The 19317-nt window shown below is 60.1% G+C and carries 18 protein-coding genes; 10 read left to right on the top strand and 8 right to left on the bottom strand.

What is annotated here, in order from left to right:
- Positions 1–93: 93 nt before the first annotated feature.
- From ACW9IB_RS23005 to gcvH, 3 genes are all read left to right on the top strand, one after another.
- The gene (locus ACW9IB_RS23005; protein ID WP_457415638.1) at positions 94–1710 is read left to right on the top strand and encodes an ABC transporter permease; all 1617 of its coding nucleotides are present in this window, start codon (positions 94–96) and stop codon (positions 1708–1710) included.
- 156 nt (positions 1711–1866) lie between these two features.
- Positions 1867–2949 carry a glycine cleavage system aminomethyltransferase GcvT gene (gene gcvT, locus ACW9IB_RS23000; RefSeq protein ID WP_457415637.1) on the top strand — a complete coding sequence of 361 codons (1083 nt, stop codon included), beginning with the start codon at positions 1867–1869 and terminating at the stop codon, positions 2947–2949.
- Positions 2950–3002: 53 nt separating this feature from the next.
- The gene (gene gcvH / locus ACW9IB_RS22995; protein ID WP_457415636.1) at positions 3003–3389 is read left to right on the top strand and encodes a glycine cleavage system protein GcvH; all 387 of its coding nucleotides are present in this window, start codon (positions 3003–3005) and stop codon (positions 3387–3389) included.
- A gap of 140 nt (positions 3390–3529) precedes the next feature.
- Here gcvH and ACW9IB_RS22990 read toward each other — a convergent pair whose 3' ends face one another.
- The 6 genes from ACW9IB_RS22990 to ACW9IB_RS22965 all read right to left on the bottom strand — a co-directional run bounded on the left by ACW9IB_RS22990 (position 3530) and on the right by ACW9IB_RS22965 (position 8780).
- Complete coding sequence (locus tag ACW9IB_RS22990) at positions 3530–4672, bottom strand: DegT/DnrJ/EryC1/StrS family aminotransferase (RefSeq protein ID WP_457415635.1); 1143 nt, start codon at positions 4670–4672, stop codon at positions 3530–3532.
- A 163-nt stretch (positions 4673–4835) separates the two neighbouring features.
- The gene (locus ACW9IB_RS22985) at positions 4836–5150 is read right to left on the bottom strand and encodes a DUF2388 domain-containing protein (RefSeq protein ID WP_003176799.1); all 315 of its coding nucleotides are present in this window, start codon (positions 5148–5150) and stop codon (positions 4836–4838) included.
- 69 nt (positions 5151–5219) lie between these two features.
- Entirely contained in the window at positions 5220–5666 is a 447-nt protein-coding gene (locus ACW9IB_RS22980) for an NfeD family protein (RefSeq protein WP_457369219.1), read from the bottom strand.
- 10 nt (positions 5667–5676) lie between these two features.
- Positions 5677–6597, bottom strand: coding sequence for an SPFH domain-containing protein (locus ACW9IB_RS22975; RefSeq protein ID WP_457369220.1), 921 nt, complete (start codon positions 6595–6597; stop codon positions 5677–5679).
- A 78-nt stretch (positions 6598–6675) separates the two neighbouring features.
- Complete coding sequence (locus ACW9IB_RS22970) at positions 6676–8358, bottom strand: GspE/PulE family protein (RefSeq protein WP_457415634.1); 1683 nt, start codon at positions 8356–8358, stop codon at positions 6676–6678.
- Positions 8359–8441: 83 nt separating this feature from the next.
- Positions 8442–8780, bottom strand: coding sequence for a hypothetical protein (locus ACW9IB_RS22965; protein WP_457415633.1), 339 nt, complete (start codon positions 8778–8780; stop codon positions 8442–8444).
- 127 nt (positions 8781–8907) lie between these two features.
- Here ACW9IB_RS22965 and ACW9IB_RS22960 point away from each other — a divergent pair, with 127 nt between their 5' ends.
- A complete protein-coding gene (locus ACW9IB_RS22960) occupies positions 8908–9378 on the top strand; it encodes an Lrp/AsnC family transcriptional regulator (RefSeq protein WP_010167872.1) in 471 nt (156 codons plus the stop codon).
- A gap of 87 nt (positions 9379–9465) precedes the next feature.
- On the opposite strand, the gene ACW9IB_RS22955 is transcribed toward ACW9IB_RS22960, so the two are convergent.
- Positions 9466–10833 (bottom strand): CYTH domain-containing protein, encoded by a 1368-nt coding sequence (locus ACW9IB_RS22955; RefSeq protein ID WP_457368620.1) that lies wholly within the window; start codon positions 10831–10833, stop codon positions 9466–9468.
- 158 nt (positions 10834–10991) lie between these two features.
- Between ACW9IB_RS22955 and argE the strand changes: the two genes are divergently transcribed.
- Both argE and argA read left to right on the top strand, forming a co-directional pair.
- On the top strand, positions 10992–12140 hold the full coding sequence (gene argE / locus ACW9IB_RS22950; protein WP_457368619.1) for an acetylornithine deacetylase: 1149 nt from the start codon (positions 10992–10994) through the stop codon (positions 12138–12140).
- Positions 12141–12273: 133 nt separating this feature from the next.
- Positions 12274–13572, top strand: a complete 1299-nt coding sequence (gene argA, locus ACW9IB_RS22945; protein WP_457368618.1) for an amino-acid N-acetyltransferase — start codon at positions 12274–12276, stop codon at positions 13570–13572.
- 129 nt (positions 13573–13701) lie between these two features.
- Here the strand turns inward: argA and tauA are convergent, their stop codons facing one another.
- Entirely contained in the window at positions 13702–14688 is a 987-nt protein-coding gene (gene tauA / locus ACW9IB_RS22940; RefSeq protein WP_457415632.1) for a taurine ABC transporter substrate-binding protein, read from the bottom strand.
- A 370-nt stretch (positions 14689–15058) separates the two neighbouring features.
- Between tauA and ACW9IB_RS22935 the strand changes: the two genes are divergently transcribed.
- The 4 genes from ACW9IB_RS22935 (at position 15059) to ACW9IB_RS22920 (ending at position 19296) form a co-directional block, all read left to right on the top strand.
- On the top strand, positions 15059–16411 hold the full coding sequence (locus tag ACW9IB_RS22935) for an OprD family porin (protein WP_457415631.1): 1353 nt from the start codon (positions 15059–15061) through the stop codon (positions 16409–16411).
- A gap of 272 nt (positions 16412–16683) precedes the next feature.
- Positions 16684–17322 (top strand): peroxiredoxin, encoded by a 639-nt coding sequence (locus ACW9IB_RS22930; protein WP_457415630.1) that lies wholly within the window; start codon positions 16684–16686, stop codon positions 17320–17322.
- Positions 17323–17638: 316 nt separating this feature from the next.
- Complete coding sequence (gene ssuE / locus ACW9IB_RS22925; protein ID WP_457368613.1) at positions 17639–18232, top strand: NADPH-dependent FMN reductase; 594 nt, start codon at positions 17639–17641, stop codon at positions 18230–18232.
- Positions 18233–18327: 95 nt separating this feature from the next.
- A complete protein-coding gene (locus tag ACW9IB_RS22920) occupies positions 18328–19296 on the top strand; it encodes a sulfonate ABC transporter substrate-binding protein (RefSeq protein WP_457368612.1) in 969 nt (322 codons plus the stop codon).
- Positions 19297–19317 lie beyond the last annotated feature (21 nt).

Below are 19317 nucleotides of genomic sequence, written 5' to 3'. Positions count from 1 at the left end.
TCACTGATACACCGAGGTGCCTGTATCGCAGGCAAGCCAGCTCCCACATTGATTCGCGGTGACTTCAAAATATTCATCCACTGAGAATCACCTTTGGCCCACCCCGCCCAACGCCGCTGGTACCTGCCGGTCTTCAGCGTCGCCGCCCTGGTATTACTGTCGCTGAGCGTGCTGCTGCTGTCCTGGCAAAGCATCGATGCGCAAATCTGGTCCCACCTCTGGGACACCCAGATGCCCCGGCTGCTGGGCAATACCCTGACGCTGGTGCTGGGTGTCGGCATGGGCGTGACCTTGCTGGGCGTCAGCCTGGCCTGGCTGACCAGCCTCTGCGAGTTCCCTGGCCGGCGCTGGCTCGATTGGGCGTTGATGTTGCCCTTCGCGATTCCGGCCTATGTGCTGGCATTTGTGTTCGTGGGGCTGCTGGACTTCGCGGGCCCCGTGCAAACGGCACTGCGTGAATGGTTCGGCAGTGGTGTGAGGTTACCTCGCGTGCGCTCCACCGGCGGCGTGATCATCGTGTTGGTGCTGGTGTTCTATCCCTACGTTTATCTGCTGGCGCGCACTGCGTTCCTGGCCCAGGGCAAAGGTTTGATGGAGGCCGCGCGGGTGCTGGGACAGTCGCCGTGGCAGGCGTTCTGGCGTGTGGCCCTGCCCATGGCGCGGCCTGCGATCGGCGCCGGTGTGGCCTTGGCGCTGATGGAGACCCTGGCGGATTTCGGGGCGGTTTCGGTGTTCAACTTCGACACCTTCACCACGGCCATCTACAAGACCTGGTACGGCTTTTTCAGCCTGTCGAGCGCAGCGCAATTGGCCAGCCTGTTGCTGCTGGTGGTAATGGTGGTGCTGTACGGCGAACGGCGGGCCCGGGGTGCCAGTCGAGCGAGCAACGAACGGCCGCGGGGCAAGGCGCTGTACCACCTGAGCGGGCTCAAGGGGGCCGCGGCCAGCTTCTGGTGCGGCCTGGTGTTCGCTTGCGCCTTTGTGATTCCCATGCTGCAACTGGTCGTGTGGTTCTGGCAGCGCGGCCGCTTCGACCTGGATGAGCGCTATTCGGGCCTGATCGCCCACACCCTCTACCTGGGTGGCATTGCTGCCCTGATCACGGTGAGCGTGGCGCTGGTGCTGGCGTTCGCCAATCGCCTCGCACCGACCCGGGCGATCCGCTCCGGCATCAGCCTGGCGAACGTCGGCTATGCCTTGCCAGGTTCGGTGCTGGCGGTGTCGATCATGTTGGCCTTCAGCTACCTGGACCGCCAGTGGGTGGTGCCGCTGTCGGGGTGGCTGGGTGGCGCGGGCAAGCCGTTGCTGCTGGGCAGCCTGTCGGCGCTGGTGCTGGCCTATCTGGTGCGTTTTCTGGCGGTGGCCTACGGACCGCTGGAAAACAGCCTGGCGCGAATCCGTCCTTCATTGCCTGAAGCCGCACGCAGCCTGGGTGTGAGCGGGCCACGACTGTTTTGCAAAGTGTATCTGCCTCTGTTGCTGCCCGGGACATTGAGCGCCGCGCTCTTGGTGTTCGTCGATGTGCTCAAGGAGATGCCCGCTACTTTGCTGATGCGCCCGTTTGGCTGGGACACCCTGGCGGTACGCATTTTCGAGATGACCAGCGAAGGCGAGTGGGCGCGGGCTTCTTTGCCGGCGTTGACCCTGGTGCTGGTGGGCCTGTTGCCGGTCATCGGGCTCATTCGACGCTCCGCGCGGCCAATCGGTTAGGTGCCAGTCCTACGGCTTGCGGCTACAATGCGCGGCATTCGGTGCGGTCCGTCTTTCGGGTCGGGACGCTGGACATGGCTGCAAGCCTTGTAATCCAAGGTGTTCAGCATGAAAGGCAACCTGCCGCACCTTCGCCAAGCCCGGAAGGAGAAACCCATGGGACAGCGTACGCCTCTGTATGACCTGCATCTCGCCCTCGGCGCGAAAATGGTCGATTTTGGCGGTTGGGATATGCCTCTGCACTACGGCTCGCAAGTCGAAGAACACCATCAGGTGCGACGCGATTGCGGGGTGTTCGATGTATCTCACATGACCGTGATCGATGTCACAGGCCTTCAGGCCAAGGAGTGGCTCCAGTATCTGCTGGCCAATGACGTCGATCGTTTGCACGGCTGCGGCCGTGCGTTGTACAGCGCCATGCTCAACGAGCAGGGCGGTGTGGTGGACGACATGATCGTCTATCGCACCCAGACCGGTTATCGGTTGGTGGTCAATGCCGCCACCCGTGACCAGGACATGGCCTGGATGCAGGCGCAGTCGGGCAACTACGCGGTGCAGCTGCAGGAGAGGCCCGAGCTGGCCATGCTCGCTATCCAAGGCCCCCATGCACGGCAGAAGATTGCCGAGCTGGTGTCCCAATCTCGCGCGGCCTTGATCCATCAGCTCAAGCCGTTTGAAGGCCTGGCCGATGGCGACTGGTTTATCGCCCGTACCGGCTACACCGGCGAAGATGGCCTGGAAATCGTGCTGCCTGCCGATCAGGCACCGGCCTTTTTCAACGACCTGGTGGGGGCCGGTATTTCACCCATCGGTCTGGGCGCCCGGGATACCTTGCGCCTGGAAGCCGGCATGAACCTGTACGGCCAGGATATTCACCAGGATGTTTCGCCGCTGGCCGCCAATATGGCCTGGACCATTGCGTGGGAGCCGACCGAACGCACGTTCATCGGGCGTGCTGCGCTCGAGGCCGAAAAAGCGGGCGGTGTGCAATCCAAACTGGTGGGGCTGGTACTGGAAGAGCGCGGGGTTTTACGCGCTCATCAGGTGGTTCGTATCGCCAATGTTGGCGAAGGAGAGATCACCAGTGGTAGTTTCTCTCCTACGTTGAGCAAATCCATTGCCCTGGCGCGAGTACCGACGGCGACTGCCGATCGGGCCGAAGTGGAAATCCGCGGCAAGTGGTACCCGGTTCGAGTGGTCAAGCCGACCTTCGTGCGCTATGGCAAAACCTTGATCTAACCTATTTCCGGCAGGCCCAAGGCCGCTGACATTACTTCTTGAGGACACAGACTATGAGCGATATCCCTGCCGACCTGCGTTTTGCCGAAAGCCACGAATGGGCCCGTCTGGAAGCTGACGGCACCGTGACTGTCGGGATCTCCGACCACGCCCAGGAAGCGTTGGGTGATGTGGTGTTTGTCGAGTTGGCGGAAGTGGGCAAAGTCTTCGCTGCGGGTGACACTGCTGGCGTCGTGGAGTCGGTGAAAGCCGCTTCGGACATCTATTCGCCGGTAGCCGGTGAAGTCATCAAGGTCAACGAAGAACTGGCCGACAGCCCGGAATCGTTGAACGAAACCCCTTACGAGTCCTGGATCTTCAAGCTCAAGCCAAGCAATGCGGACGCAGACCTGGCCAAGTTGCTGGATGCCGCCGGCTACAAAGCCGCTATCGGCGAGTAGATACAGGTAGCTGAAACAATACAGATCAGTGTGGGAGCTGGCTTGCCTGCGATGCAGGCACCTCGGTGTATCAGTTACACCGCAGTGATGCCATCGCAGGCGAGTCAGCTCCCACAGTTGCTTGCGGTGAGCCGGATTTTTCAGCCTGCTGCCAGTACCGCTTTCACGGCTGCCACCGACCGCTCCACATCCGCCTCTGTCATCGCCGTGAACATCGACAACGACACGATCAAACGCCCGACTTTCTCTGCCACCGGGAACATGCCTTCTTTGAACCCCTGCGCCCGATACAGGCTCAGCAGGTGGATCGGCGGGTAGTGATAGCCAATTCCGATGCCATGGGCCTGCATCTGCTCCATGAAGGTGGCGCGCGCCGGCAGGCCGTCCTGACGCTCCGGCAATACCAGCTGAAACAGGTGCCAGTTGCTGTTTTCGAAGTCTGCCGGCGGCAGTTGGGCGCCGTATTGCGCCTCGAAGTCAGCGCCGAAACATTTGAAATAGTGCCGCGCCAGGTGCTGGCGGTGCGCGGTGATTTTCTCGATATGGGCAAATTGTCCCAGGCCGATGGCGGCGGCAATGTCGGTCATGTTGAACTTGCCGCCCAGCACGTCCACGTCCAGCCCGTCGTAACCGCTGCGAGTGACACCTTGCAGGCGGTACTTCTCGGCCAGGCGTGCCTCCTCGGCGTTGTTCAGCACCAGACAACCGCCCTCGGACGAGGTGATGTTCTTGTTCGCCTGGAAGCTGAACGACACGAAGTCGCCCGTGGCGCCAATGCGTTCGCCATCCCAGCTGGAACCCAGGGCCTGGGCGGCATCTTCGACAATACGCAGGTTGTACTTGTTGGCCAGGGCATACAGCATCGGCATGTCCAGGGGCAGGCCGGCGAGGTAAACCGGGATGATCGCCTTGGTGCGCGGGGTGATCGCGGCTTCGACCTGCGCCAGGTCGATGTTGCGGGTAATCGGGTCGATGTCGGCAAATACCGGTGTGGCGCCCACTTCCAGAATCACGTTGGCGGTGGCAACCCAAGAGATGGGGGTGGTGATGACTTCGTCACCTGGCCCGATACCGGCGATGCGCAAGGCGATTTCCATGGTGCAGGTGCCCGAATTGAAGGTACGCACTGGCCGACCGCCAAAGTACTCAGACAACTGGGCTTCGAACGCCTGCACTTTCGGCCCGCTGGTGATCCAGCCCGAGCGCAGTACATCGCCGACCGCCGAAATGGTGGCTTCGTCGATGGTAGGTTTGGAGAACGGCAGGAAGGGCTGTTGGCTCATGACGACGAAGGCATCCGTTTCAGATTGGCGATGAGTGAGAGACGTATCAGTGCTGACATGGTTGCATGGGCTGACTGAATATAGCCTGTCGCCTGTAAATGAATCGTTACCTTGCGGGCAAAAAAATGCCGCTTCATCAGCGGCATTCTTCAGAGTGATGGACTCACTCGGTAACAGCGTTTTTCGCGAGGATGGCGTTGGCCAGTTCCATGTCCGTGGCTTGCAAGCCAGGGTTGTCGGCGCGGACCTTCTGCATGGCGGCTTCCAGGTATGGGCCACGGATGCCGCCGTCGCTGGCAACGAAGCTGCCGGCGTCGTCTTGAGCGGCAACCACCAGTTTGTGGTCCTTGAACGTCAGGTATGTCGAGCCGGTGGTGGCGCCCGATGAGATGACATTGCGCCAGAAACTGTCGGCCATGGCTGAACCGACAGGGAGGGAAAGCACAGCAAGGGTTGCGACAGCATATTTAAGACGCATGATGGGTGACTCCGGGTGGGTTATCTGTACTTTATGATTGTAGTAAGCCCGGCCGAGTTCCATCATTGACTAAACAGTTTCAACCTTTAAAACCACGCCTTCCTGGCCAACCACCCGTACTTGAGCGCCTACCGCGCTGTCGGGGCCGGTGACCATCCAGACGCCATCGCCGACTTTGATCTTGCCGCGCCCCTCAATGATGGCTTGATGCACCACAAAGGTGCGGCCTATCAGTTCTGACCCTCGCTCATTCAACCCTGGCTGATCGCTGGTCTTGGCACTGCTGCGCTGGCGTTTCCACCAGTAAACCGCGGTCAGTATCGACAGCACCGCGAACAGCAGCAGTTGCCATTCCAGCCCGAGTGGCGGGACCAGAAACTTGATCACGCCCACGGCCGCTGCGGCGATACCCATCCACAACAGGTAACCGCCGGCGCCAAAAACTTCGAGGATCAATAGCACCGTGCCCAGTGCCAGCCAGTCCCAGAACGACAGATGCTGCAGGAAGTCCCACATGGCGGCGGCCTCAGCCTTTCTTGTTGTCGAATGTTGCCCTGACGATTTCGCCGATACCCCCGACGGCACCGATCACCTGGCTGGCTTCCAGCGGCATCAGAATGACCTTGCTGTTGTTGGCGGAGGCCAGCTTGCCCAACGCGTCGACATATTTTTGTGCGACAAAGTAATTGACCGCCTGCACGTTGCCTGACGCGATCGCTTCGGACACCACCTGCGTGGCACGCGCTTCCGCTTCGGCCTGGCGCTCGCGGGCTTCGGACTCAAGGAACGCGGCCTGGCGGCTACCCTCGGCTTCGAGAATCTGCGCCTGCTTCTTGCCTTCGGCGGTCAGGATCGCCGACGCCCGCAGACCTTCGGCTTCAAGGATCTGGGCACGCTTGATCCGCTCGGCCTTCATCTGGCCCGACATCGCGGCCATCAAGTCCGCAGGCGGGCTGATGTCCTTGATTTCGATACGAGTGATCTTGATGCCCCACGGCGCGGTGGCTTCGTCCACGGTTTTCAACAGTTTTTCGTTGATGCCGTCACGCTGGCTGAGCATGGCGTCCAGTTCCATGGAGCCGAGCACGGTCCGGATGTTGGTTTGCAGCAGGTTGCGGATCGCATGTTCGAGGTTGTTGACCTCATAGGCCGCCTGGGCCGTATTGACCACCTGGAAGAAGCACACCGCGTCGATCTGCACGGTGGCGTTGTCGGCGGTGATGACTTCCTGGGGCGGGATGTCGAGCACGCTTTCCATCACGTTGATCTTGCGACCGATGCGGTCCATGACCGGGATGATGATGTTCAGGCCGGGCTTGAGGGTGTTGGTGTAGCGGCCGAAGCGCTCGACCGTCCATTGGTAGCCCTGGGGCACCACCTTGAAGCCCATGAACAGGATGGCGATAGCCAGGCCCACGAAAAGAAGCAGTACGGTTCCGATCTGCATAGCGATTCCCTATCTGATGATGTCGGTGAAACGGTGTTGTCGCCGATTGTAACGGTGTTGCCAGCGATAAGGACGGTTTCACCCGGCAACAATCAAAGGATTTGTTTCAGGATCCCCGGGCGTGACACGCAATACCTCGGTCATCGTGGTCTGGCCGGCCTTCACCTTGTGCATGGCAGCCATCCGCAGGCTGCACATACCCCGTGCGGTGGCCGCGTGGCGCAGGGCCTGCACGTCGGTGCCGGGTGTGATCAGCGCCTTGAGGTCATCGTCCAGCACCATGATTTCATAGACGCCGGCGCGCCCCCGGTAGCCGCTGTTCCGACATTCGGCGCAGCCTGCTGCCTCGTGGGTGCCGCTTTCCGTGCGTTTGCAATGGGGGCACAGCACCCGTACCAGACGTTGTGCCATCACGCCCAACAGCGTGGCCTTGATCAAGTAATGCGCAACGCCCAACTCCAGTAAGCGGCTGATAGCACTGGGGGCGTCATTGGTGTGCAGCGTCGACAATACGAGGTGCCCGGTCAGCGCAGCCTGGATCGCCATTTCGGCGGTTTCCTGGTCGCGAATCTCGCCGATCATGATGATGTCCGGGTCCTGACGCAGCAGGGCGCGAATGCCGCTGGCGAAGGTCAGGTCGATATTGTGTTGCACCTGCATCTGGTTGAACGCCGGTTCGACCATCTCGATCGGGTCTTCCACCGTGCACAGGTTGACCTCTCGGGTCGCCAGTTGCTTGAGCGTGGTGTAGAGGGTGCTGGTCTTGCCCGAGCCGGTCGGACCTGTGACCAGGATGATGCCGTTGGTCTGGCCTGTCAGGGCGTGCCAGCGTTGTTGGTCCTCGGGGGAAAGGCCCAACTGGTCGAAGTCCTTGAGCAACACCTGTGGGTCGAAAATCCGCATCACCAGTTTTTCGCCAAAGGCCGTGGGTAAGGTCGAAAGTCGCAGTTCGACTTCCGCCCCCGTCGGACTTTTGGTCTTGACCCGACCGTCCTGGGGTTTGCGCTTTTCCGCCACGTTCATGCGCCCCAGGCTCTTCAGGCGGCTGACCACCGCCAAAATAACCTGCGGCGGGAATTGATAGACGTCATGCAGCAGCCCATCGATGCGAAAGCGTACGCGGCCCTGGTCGCGACACGGCTCCAAATGGATGTCGCTCGCCCGTTGGCTGAAGGCGTACTGCAACAGCCAGTCGACGATATTGACGATGTGCGCGTCGTTGGCGTCCGGCTCTTCGTCGCTGGCGCCGAGGTTGAGCAACTGTTCGATTGCACCCGTGCCGGCGGTTTTCTGATCTGCGCCGCTGACCGATTTCGCCAACCGGTAAAACTCACCGGTACAGCGCCGGATATCCTGGGGGTTGGCCACCACGCGCTTGATCGACCGTTTGAGCACCTGTGCCAGCCCGGTCTCCCAACCCGTGACATGGGGCTGGGCACTGGCGACAGTCACGGTCTGCGCATCCACGGCGACCGCGAGAATGGCGTGACGCTGAGCAAAGGCATGGGACATCAGCGGCACCACGGCCGCCACGTCGATCTTCAACGGGTCGATACGCAAGTAAGGTTGCCCGGCCAGCCGGGCAAGCCATTGGGTGAGGGTTTCCAGGCACGACCCCTGCGCGGCAATACACTCCAATGGATGCTGGCTGTTATCGATCGGTTGCGCCAGCACGCGTTTCGCCAAATCCCCAGTGATCAACCCGTCCTTGGCCAGAGCGGGTAACAACTGATGGAGGTCCAATCGTTGATCAACTGACATTCGTGGTGTTCCTGGGGGCATTGGGCGTAACCCCAGGCTAGCCAGGCTGCATGAATCTTCCTGCCAGCGTGTATGTCAGGTTTTTACCGGGCGGCTGCCATCATCGGTGAGGGCCGCACGGAATCGGCCGGCCATATGTCCAGGGCGCAGACGCTGATCAGGTTTCGAATCTTTTCGCCAATCACTTGGGCCCGGTGCCAGCTCAGGCCATCCACCATGATCTCGATGTTGAGCAGATCATCTTCTCTGTCCACCTTGACCTGTCGAGGCATTAGAAACTGCAGCGCGAAATGGTTGAGCACCCGGCACAGCACATCAGGTTCTGCCTCGGCGACGATCCGGTAATGCGCCTGACAATGGGCGCTGTTGACGGCCCACGCGTCGACGCGGGTAACGCTGTGGTCGGTTTCGACGGCCTGCATGGGAAGTCTCCTGAGTTGATGGGCGAAATTTTTACATTCGTCTCGGGAGATTTCTTATCTAAGATGAGCTGTTTTTCCTATTTATAGACTTGTTCAATTCAAAATTAGCTGCCTAGAAGGTATTTATATGCACAGCGAGCTGGACGTCTATGACCGTCGCATCCTGGCGCTTCTGCAAGAGGACGCATCCCTCTCCAGCGCGCAGATCGCTGAACAGGTGGGCTTGTCCCAATCGCCGTGCTGGCGACGGATTCAACGGCTCAAGGAGGAGGGCGTCATCCGGGGTCAGGTCACACTGCTGGACCGCAAGAAGATCGGCCTTAATACGCAGATTTTCGCCGAGGTCAAACTCAACGCCCACGGTCGTTCCAACTTCACGGAATTCACCGAGGCGATTCGCGGCTTTCCGGAAGTGCTGGAGTGTTATGTGCTGATGGGGGCGGTGGATTTTCTGCTGCGCATCGTCACCTCGGACATCGAGGCCTATGAGCGGTTTTTCTTCGAAAAACTGTCGATGGTGCCGGGGATTCAGGAGGTCAATTCGATTGTGGCCTTGTCGGAGATCAAGTCCACCACCAGCCTGCCAGTATTGCGCTGACAGGGATGGTCTCATCGCGGGCAAGCCCGGCTCCCACATTTGGAATGCATTCCCCTGTGGGAGCCGGGCTTGCCCGCGATAGCGATTTTACAGGCGCAGCAAAGTTTTCCAGGCGCGGTTCTGAAACACCGCAATCGCCTGCTGCATCCGCGCATCCAGCGATTCATCGGTGATCGGTTGGTGGGCCAGTTGCGCCAGCTTGTTCAACTCGCCGTACAAGCGGTCCAGCTCCGGTATGTCCACCACGTGACGGGCGTGGTGCAGCCAGGCCTGGATGCGCTCGATGCGCGGCAGCTGCTCGGCCAGGTCTTCCGGCTGTTGTTGGTAGCGCGGCAGTTGCAGGGCGACGGCGTCTTCGGCCAAGAGGCGCGGCAGCCAGTTGGTGATCTGCGCCGCGCCCTGACGGTTACCCCGCACGTTGCGGTCAACGGTCCAGGTGCGAGCCAGCAGCCAGCGCGATGCGTTGAGTGAGAACAGGCCCCAACGCACGTCGTCCAGTTCTTCGATGAACTGTTCCGGCGCGGCTTTGCGAATGTCTTCATCGTCGTCGCCAGCCTGTACCAGCGGGCGCCAGTCTTCCAGCAATGCATCCAGTGCGCTGCGCAGTTCACGGGTGGCTTGACGCGGTGCGGCCTGGCCCAGGCTGCCGATCAGGGCGCGCAGTTCGCCGAGGTTGTCGACCCAGTCTTGCAGCAGGCGCCAGTGGCCATTGAAGCGGTATTGCTCGGCCAGGCGCTGGCTGCTGCCCAGCAGGTGCCACAGGATCGCGGCGAAGGCATCGTCCAGGGGCATTTCGGCGTGCAGTTGCGGCGCGGGCAGGCTCAGGGAATAGCTGCTGGCGTCGTACAGGCGATAGCCGCGTTCGGCCTTGCTGATATCGCAGGGCATCAGCGCCAGGGTTTCGGCCAATTCGGCGGCCAGTTCCAGCAGGGCGGCCGGTTCGCCTTCGCGCAGTTCCAGTTCCAGCTCGCAGATTTCTTCCTTCTGCTTGCCGACGACCACATGGCCCAGGTCCAGGGCGGCTTCGATCACCACTTTGGCCTTGCCACGGCCCCAGGCGATTTCGGCGCGTTCACGCACGAAGTCGGTGGTGAAGATCGGCTTGAGGGTCTTTTTGTCCAGTTCGGCCAACTGCTCGGGCCAACATTCGCCGTCGAGTTTTTTCACGTCGAGCTTGGCTTTGGGCAGGTCCCAGTTGTACTCGTTGCGTTCCGACAGGCCGGCGACGCTCTGGCCTCGGGTCTTGAGGGTCTGGATGATGGCGTCACCGTCCTTGCGCAAGCGCAGGGCGACTTTGGCCTGGGCCAGTTCGCGCTCGGGAGTGTCGAAATACTGGTTCATCAACTCACGGCGTTCCCAGCCACTTTTGTTGCGTTTTTTCAGTAACGGGTGCTCACGCAGCGCGGCGAGTGTTTCGCGGCTGACGCGGAGCTTGATTTCGGTTTCTTTCTGCATGGCCGGAAAATCCAGGATCGGGAGCGCAGCCGGGGAAAAGAGTGGCTGCCAAGGCCGTGCAGTGTACAGGACTGAGCCCGGCAACGCGCCGCAACGGTTTATTGTGTCGTACAGATGGCTCTATAGTGGGCTTCATCCGGGAAGTTGAGAGACCGCGCATGCCATTACCCACCATGAAAGAGCAGTTCGCCGCGCTGATTGCCGCGCCGTCGGTCAGTTGCACCCAGGCGTCTCTCGACCAGACCAATCGCCCCGTGATCGACCTGCTGGCCGGTTGGCTGGGGGATCTGGGGTTCGCCATCGATATCCAGCAGGTCAGCCCTGGCAAATTCAACCTGTTGGCCACGTATGGCACGGGACCTGGTGGCCTGGTGCTGTCGGGCCATAGCGACACCGTTCCTTACGATGCGGCGCTGTGGAAAACCGATCCGCTCAAGCTGACGGAAGTTGACGGCCGTTGGGTAGGGTTGGGCAGTTGCGACATGAAGGGTTTTTTCGCCTTGGCCATTGAGGCCGTGTTGCCATTGCTGGACCAACCGTTCAAGCAACCCTTGCTGATCCTCGCCACGTGCGACGAAGAAAGCTCCATGGCCGGCGCCCGGGCGCTGGCCGAAGCCGGACGCCCACTGGGCCGTGCGGCGGTGATCGGCGAGCCGACGGGCCTCAAGCCGATCCGACTGCACAAAGGCGTGATGATGGAGCGTATCGACATTCTTGGCCAAAGCGGCCACTCGTCGGACCCGCGCCTAGGGCACAGCGCCCTGGAGGCCATGCACGATGCCATCGGCGAACTGCGTGGCCTGCGCCTGGCCTGGCAACGCGAATACCGCAACCCGCAATTCAGTGTGCCGCAGCCGACCCTGAATTTCGGCTGCATCCATGGTGGCGACAACCCCAACCGCATCTGCGGTCAGTGCTCCCTGGAGTTCGACCTGCGGCCTTTGCCGGGCATGGACCCTCAGGTGCTGCGCGACGCCATCCGCCAGAAGCTGCAACCTGTGGCCGAGCGCCATCAGGTGACGATCGATTACGCGCCGCTGTTTCCTGAAGTGCCGCCGTTCGAACAAGCGGAAGACGCCGAGTTGGTGCGGGTCGCGGAACGATTGACCGGCCATCGTGCCGAAGCAGTAGCGTTCGGCACCGAAGCGCCTTATCTTCAGCGCCTTGGGTGCGAAACCCTGGTGCTGGGCCCGGGCGATATCGCGTGTGCCCACCAGCCGGGCGAATACCTCGAAATGTCACGCTTGACGCCTACAGTGCGTCTATTGCGGGAACTGATCGAGCATTACTGCCTGAAGCCCGCATAAATTAACCCCAGCCCATTCGTACATAGAAGGAGAGCGAGCGTGTCGCCAAGCCTGTTCCGACGATAACCATCAGCCCGCTGTGCGTTTTAACGATTCATTCTTTTTGGCTGCTTTTTATTACAGGCCCAGGTTCATGCCCGAATACGTCAATTGGCTTCGTCACGCTTCGCCCTACATCAACGCTCACCGGGACTGCACCTTCGTGGTCATGCTGCCCGGCGACGGTGTGGAACATCCCAACTTCGGCAATATCGTCCACGACCTGGTGCTGCTCCACAGCCTCGGCGTGCGATTGGTGCTGGTGCACGGCTCGCGTCCACAGATCGAAGCGCGCCTTGAAGCGCGCGGCCTGACCCCGGCTTACCACGAAGGTTTGCGCATCACCGATGCCGCGACCCTGGAGTGTGTGATCGACGCGGTCGGCCACCTGCGTATTGCCATTGAAGCGCGCCTGTCCATGGACATGGCCTCGTCGCCGATGCAGGGCTCGCGCTTGCGTGTCGCCAGCGGCAACCTGGTAACCGCGCGGCCCATCGGCGTGCTGGAAGGGGTGGATTACCACCACACCGGCGAAGTGCGCCGGGTCGATCGCAAGGGCATCAACCGTCTGCTGGATGAGCGCTCCATTGTGCTGCTGTCGCCGTTGGGCTATTCGCCGACCGGTGAAATCTTCAACCTGGCCTGTGAAGACGTCGCGACCCGCGCCGCCATCGACCTGGGCGCCGACAAGTTGTTGCTGTTCGGTGCCGACCTGGGGCTGATCGACGAAAACGGTCGCCTGGTTCGCGAGCTGCGTCCGCAACAAGTACCGGCCCACTTGCAGCGCCTGGGCAGCAATTACCAGGCCGAGTTGCTCGATGCGGCTGCCGAGGCCTGCCGGGGTGGTGTAGGGCGCAGTCATATCGTCAGCTACGCCGAAGACGGTGCCTTGCTCACCGAATTGTTTACCCGGGACGGCGGCGGCACGCTGGTGGCCCAGGAACAATTCGAGCTGGTGCGTGAAGCGGCGATTGAAGACGTGGGCGGTTTGCTTGACTTGATCAGCCCGCTGGAGGAGCAAGGGATTCTGGTGCGGCGTTCGCGGGAAGTGCTGGAACGCGAGATCGAGCAGTTCAGTGTGGTGGAGCGCGAAGGCATGATCATCGCCTGTGCAGCGCTGTATCAGATTGCGGATTCGGACGCGGGTGAGCTGGCGTGCCTGGCGGTGAACCCGGAATACCGCCACGGTGGCCGCGGGGACGAGTTGCTGGAGCGCATCGAAAGCCGTGCACGGGCGCAGGGCTTGAAGACTTTGTTCGTGCTCACCACGCGTACGGCCCATTGGTTCCGTGAGCGCGGTTTTGCGCCGAGCAGCGTGGATCGACTGCCTGCGGCGCGGGCGTCGCTGTACAACTATCAGCGCAATTCGAAGATTTTCGAAAAGGCCCTGTAAAGTCGGAGATTGAAAATACAGCAGCTCTGAATGTGGGAGCGGGCTTGCTCGCGAAGGCGGTGTATCAATCAGCCTTATATTGACTGACACGATGTCTTCGCGAGCAAGCCCTCTCCCACACTGGATCTGCTAATGGCCGATAAATTTGTCGGTCACGAACGCCGAATAGTCCGGCAACACCGTTTCAACCTTCCCCTGTTCCTTCAAGAATTTCGCCGTTTCCCCAATCGCCTTCGCCGTGCCGCCTTTGAGCAGGGCATCGGTCTGCTGTGCCTGTGCATCCGGAAAGGTCGTGCCGGACAGCAGCTCGGGAATGTCGGCTGCGTTCGAGCCTGTCAATTTGGCGATTTTCTGCACCGGCTCGGAATCCACCGTCCAGCTATCTTTATGGGCTGCATAGTCGGCGAACGAATCCAGGGTGACCTTGGCAAACCTGGCCACTACGTCAGGATGTTTTTCCGCGAAATCCTTGCGCGCCACCCACACTTCAAAGGTGGGTGCGCCCCACTGGCCCACCTGGGCCGCGTCTGTCAGGGTTTTGCCGGTCTTGCGAATTTCGCCGAGTGCCGGCGACCACACGAAGGCGCCGTCGATGTCGCCCCGTTTCCATGCGGCGGCAATTTCGGCGGGTTGCAGGTTCACCACTTTGACTTGCCGGGTGTCCAGGCCCCAGTGCTTCAAGGCGCCGAGCAGGCTGTAATGAGAGGTTGAGACGAAGGGGGTAGCGATGGTTTTGCCGACCAGGTCGGCGGGTTTATCGATGCCGCTGCCGTTGCGCACCACCAGCGCTTCAGATGCGTTGATCTGTGCCGATACGATAAACGCCACGATCGGCAGGTTGCGCGAAGCGGCTGCGGCGAGAGGGCTGGACCCCAGGTTGCCGATCTGCACATCGCCCGAGGCGATAGCGGTGACGACTTCTGGCCCGCTGTTGAATCGGCGCCAGTTGATCGTTTCGCCGAGGGTTTTCTCGTAGAGGCCGTCTGCCTGTGGGACTTTGCTGGGGTCGATGCCGGTTTGGTAGCCCACGGTGAGGCCGGCCGCTTGGACACCAAAAGAAAGTATTAGTGACACAAAAACTGTAACAAATTGACGAGAGGATGTGCGTTTGGCCATGATGGCGTCGCCTTTTTGATCGTGAGTGACGTATGCAACAGTACGGTCACACTAATCGATCTAAAAACAGGCGAGTAAATACCATTTGGGCATTAGCTTATGGAGCGGGTTGTCTATGCTGTTCGGCCCGTGCCATGGAAAGACTTATTCCTGGATCGTATGAAAAAGAATGAAATAATTCTTTTTGGGTGTATGAAAAACTCATTACCCTGCAGGGACCAAATCAACAGCGGTTAGACGAAGGTAGTAGACACACAAGGTTACGATTGACTTGGTATTCACTATCTGGCGCTAATCGCGCATCTGTGGATCAAGGGCGTCAGACCCGCGACCAAAGAAATACAAAAATTAGAAATGAGAGGAGCGGTACATGAAGAAGTCAACATTGGCGTTGGCCGTGGCTGTCGCTGCGATTGCCCAACAGGCAAACTCCGCCGGTTTCATCGAAGACAGCAAGGCAACACTGGGGCTGCGTAACTTTTACATCAACACCGACAACCGCGATGGTGCGCCTGGCGCCACCACTCGTAACAAGAACGCTGAATGGGGCCAAGGCTTCGATCTGCGTTTCATCTCGGGTTACACCCAAGGTACCGTTCAGTTCGGTGTTGACGCGATCGGCCTGTACGGCGTGCGCCTGGACTCCAGCCGCGCAGATCACGGCAACTACAGTGGTACTGCTTCGGGCGGCACCATCTTCCCAAGCGATGGCAACAAGGCTGTTCATGATTTCGCCAGCCTGGGCGTGACCGGCAAGGTCAAGATCTCCCAGACCGAGCTGAAAATCGGCACCCTGCAGCCAAACAACCCGGTCATCAAGACCAACGACGGTCGTCTGCTGCCGCAAACCTTCCAGGGTGGCCAGATCACTTCCGGCGAGATCAAGGACCTGACCCTGACTGCCGGTCAGATCGAGCACGCCAAAGGGCGTAACTCCAGCAACAACGAAGGCCTGTCGCTGGCTGGCGCCAACGGTAGCTCGAACTACAACGCCGGTAACTTCGTCAACAAGTTCTACTACGCCGGTGCTGATTACAAAATCACCAAAGACCTGACCGCTTCGTACTACTACGGCGAGCTGAAGGACTTCTACGAGCAGAACTTCCTGGGCCTGGTGCACAACTGGGCAATCGGTCCTGGCGTCCTGAAGAGTGACCTGCGTTACTACCGCAGCCGTGACAACGGCGCCAACGGTGATACCGCTGGCTACTACACCACCGGTTACTACTCCGACCATCCGACCAACGCCACCAAGGTCAAGGGTAAGGTCGACAACGATCTGTACAGCTACCTGGCGCTGTACTCGGTCAACGGTCACACCTTCGGCGCTGGCTACCAGTACACCAAGGGTGACAGTGACTTCCCTTGGCTGAACCAGGGTGACGGCTCGTCGAACAGCACCATCACCGACATGCAGATCCAGAAGTTCGCCCGTGCCGGCGAGCGTACCTGGCAAGCTCGCTACGCCTACGACTTCGCCAAGGTCGGCGTACCTGGCCTGACGGCTGGCGTGGTTTACCTGCGTGGCGACAACATCGACACCATCGTTGGCGAAAAAACCGAGTGGGAACGCGACCTGACCCTGGCCTACGTTGTGCCGGAAGGTCCGCTGAAAAACCTCGGCTTCGCGTGGAAAAACGCGATGTGGCGCACCGACCTGGCGAACACCCGTTCCCAGGACGAAAACCGCTTGATCGTCAGCTACTCGATCCCGCTGTTGTAAGACTGTAAAGCCTTGCCCGGCGCAATGCCGGGCAAGGTGTCTTGCGTTTCAAGTCGGGCTCAACCCCCGCAAGCCCTTCCTGAACCCCTCTTTTACAGCGTCTCAAGGCCTTCTCGAACCTTGGAACCCATGGTGCGCCTCGTCCGTTGCCGCGTCCAATGAACACATTTTTAATATTCACTTATCGTCTAGATAAATCGATATTTATTCTTTTTAAATAACTCAGAAACCCTGCACAGTAGGCGCTATAAGCACTCACCAGGAGCCACACCATGTGCCTAAGACTGGGCGATATCGCCCCCGACTTCGAACAGGATTCCAGCGCCGGCAAGATCCGTTTCCACGAATGGCTGGGCGACAGCTGGGGGGTGTTGTTTTCCCACCCGGCGGACTTCACCCCGGTGTGCACCACCGAGCTGGGCTTTACCGCCAAACTCAAGGACGAATTCGCCCGGCGCGGCGTCAAGGCGATTGCCCTGTCGGTCGACCCGGTGGACTCCCACCACAAGTGGATCGAGGACATCAACGAAACCCAGAACACCGTCGTCAACTTTCCGATCCTGGCCGATGCCGATCGCAAGGTCTCCGACCTGTATGACCTGATCCACCCGAACGCCAGTGACACCCTTACCGTGCGTTCCTTGTTCGTGATCGACCCGAACAAGAAGATTCGCCTGACCATCACCTACCCGGCCAGCACGGGGCGCAACTTCCATGAAATCCTGCGGGTCATCGACTCGCTGCAACTGACCGACAACCACAAGGTCGCCACGCCCGCCAACTGGGTGGACGGTGATGAGGTGGTGATCGTGCCGTCGCTCAAGGATGAGGAAGAAATCAAGAAACGCTTTCCGAAAGGCTACCGCGCGGTGAAGCCGTACCTGCGGCTCACCCCACAACCGAATCGTTAACGCAGGACCCAATGTGGGAGCGGGCTTGCTCGCGAATGCAGACTGTCAGTTGATGCCTCTTTTCATGACACACCGCTTTCGCGAGCAAGCCCGCTCCCACAGGTGCCTGCATTTCAAGTCTCACATAGCAGGGGTTTTCAGGCCGTTTTCACGGCCTTTTTTTTCGCTCGCGTTTTGATGGGTTGCATATTCATTTAAAGAATAAACAAATGAAAAAATAAGATTTATAGATATATGAATCAGCTGATAAGGTCTGTTCCATCTTGGCGCCATCGTCACACAGCGAACCGCCGGCACCCGCTCAAGGAATTCCCGCATGTTGGTCGTAACACTTGGAGGCAGTCCCAGTCAGCGTTCCCGCTCCGGGGTCTTGCTGGAGAAAACCCGTCAATGGTTGCAGGACAAAGGTGTGGAGGTGGTGAGTTACCAGATACGGGACTTCCCGGCGGAAGACTTGTTGCACGCACGCTTCGACAGCCCCAAGGTCATCGACCTGTTGCAGCAAGTGGCCAACGCCGATGGCCTGGTGATCGCTACACCGGTGTACAAGGCCTCGTTTTCCGGCGCCTTGAAAACCGTGCTGGACCTGCTGCCCGAACGGGCCCTGGCGCACAAGATCGTGTTGCCAATGGCCACTGGCGGCAGCATCGCCCACATGCTGGCGGTGGACTATGCCTTGAAGCCCGTGTTGTCGGCGCTCAAAGCCCAGGAATTGCTCCACGGCATCTTTGCCGAAGACAGCCAGATCGCCTATGGCGAAGGCAGTGCCCAGGCCCAGTTGGTGCCTGTACTCGAACACCGTTTGCACGAGGCCCTGGAGACGTTTTACAGCGCCATGGCCCGTCGCCCGAAACCGCTGGACCCCAATGTGTTGAATGAACGTTTGTTGAGTGCTCGCTGGAGCATTTAAGCCACACCGAACTACAGAAGTACTCACCTTACTCAGCCGCCAACGGCCAAGCAGGTGCAGCCAACCCCCCTTATCGCATTTTTGGAGAGAGCGCCATGCGCACTGTCATCTTGCGTCGTGGTCTGGTCGCACTGTTTGCTGCGGCTGTGTCCTTCGGCGCCATGGTTCAAGCCCAGGCCGCAGAAACCCTGCGGATCGGTTATCAGAAATACGGCACGCTGGTGCTGCTCAAAGCCAAAGGCTCGTTGGAAAAGCGTTTGGCTGCCCAAGGCGTCAACGTTCAGTGGACTGAGTTCCCTGGCGGTCCGCAGTTGCTGGAGGGCCTGAACGTGGGCTCCATCGACTTCGGCGTCACCGGCGAAACCCCGCCGGTGTTCGCCCAGGCCGCCGGTGCCGATCTGCTCTACGTGGCCTACGAGCCACCGGCACCGACCAGTGAAGCGATCCTGGTGCCCAAAGACTCGCCGATCAAATCCGTGGCCGAGCTCAAGGGCAAGAAAGTCGTGCTCAACAAAGGCTCCAACGTGCACTACCTGCTGGTGCGCGCGCTGGAAGATGCCGGCCTGAAATACACAGACGTGCAGACCGTGTTCCTGCCGCCCGCCGATGCGCGTGCCGCGTTCGAACGTGGCAGCGTGGACGCCTGGGTCATCTGGGACCCGTACCAGGCCGCCGCCGAGAAACAGCTGCAAGCCCGCACCCTGCGTGACGGCACCGGCATCGCCGACAACCATCAGTTCTACCTGGCGACCAAACCGTACGCCGAAAAACACCCCGAGGTAGTCAAGGCGTTGATCGAAGAAGTGCGCGCCGTGGGCGAGTGGTCCAAGGCCAACCCGCAGGAAGTGACTGAACAGGTAGCGCCACTGCTCGGCCTGCCGGCTGACATCACCCTGACTTCGGTGAAGCGCCAGGGCTACGGCGCGCTGTTTCTGACCCCGGAAGTGGTCGCCGCCCAACAGAAAATCGCCGACAGCTTCTATCAACTCAAATTGATCCCCAAACCCTTGAACATCAAGGACGTGATCTGGACGCCACCCGCCGCCGTGGCCAAAGCGCCGTAATCCGACTTCTTCAGGAGACAA

This window comes from Pseudomonas sp. SDO524_S393 (assembly GCF_054071875.1).
The sequence above is the reverse complement of the archived record's forward strand: the minus strand, read 5'-3'. Positions and strand labels throughout refer to the sequence as shown.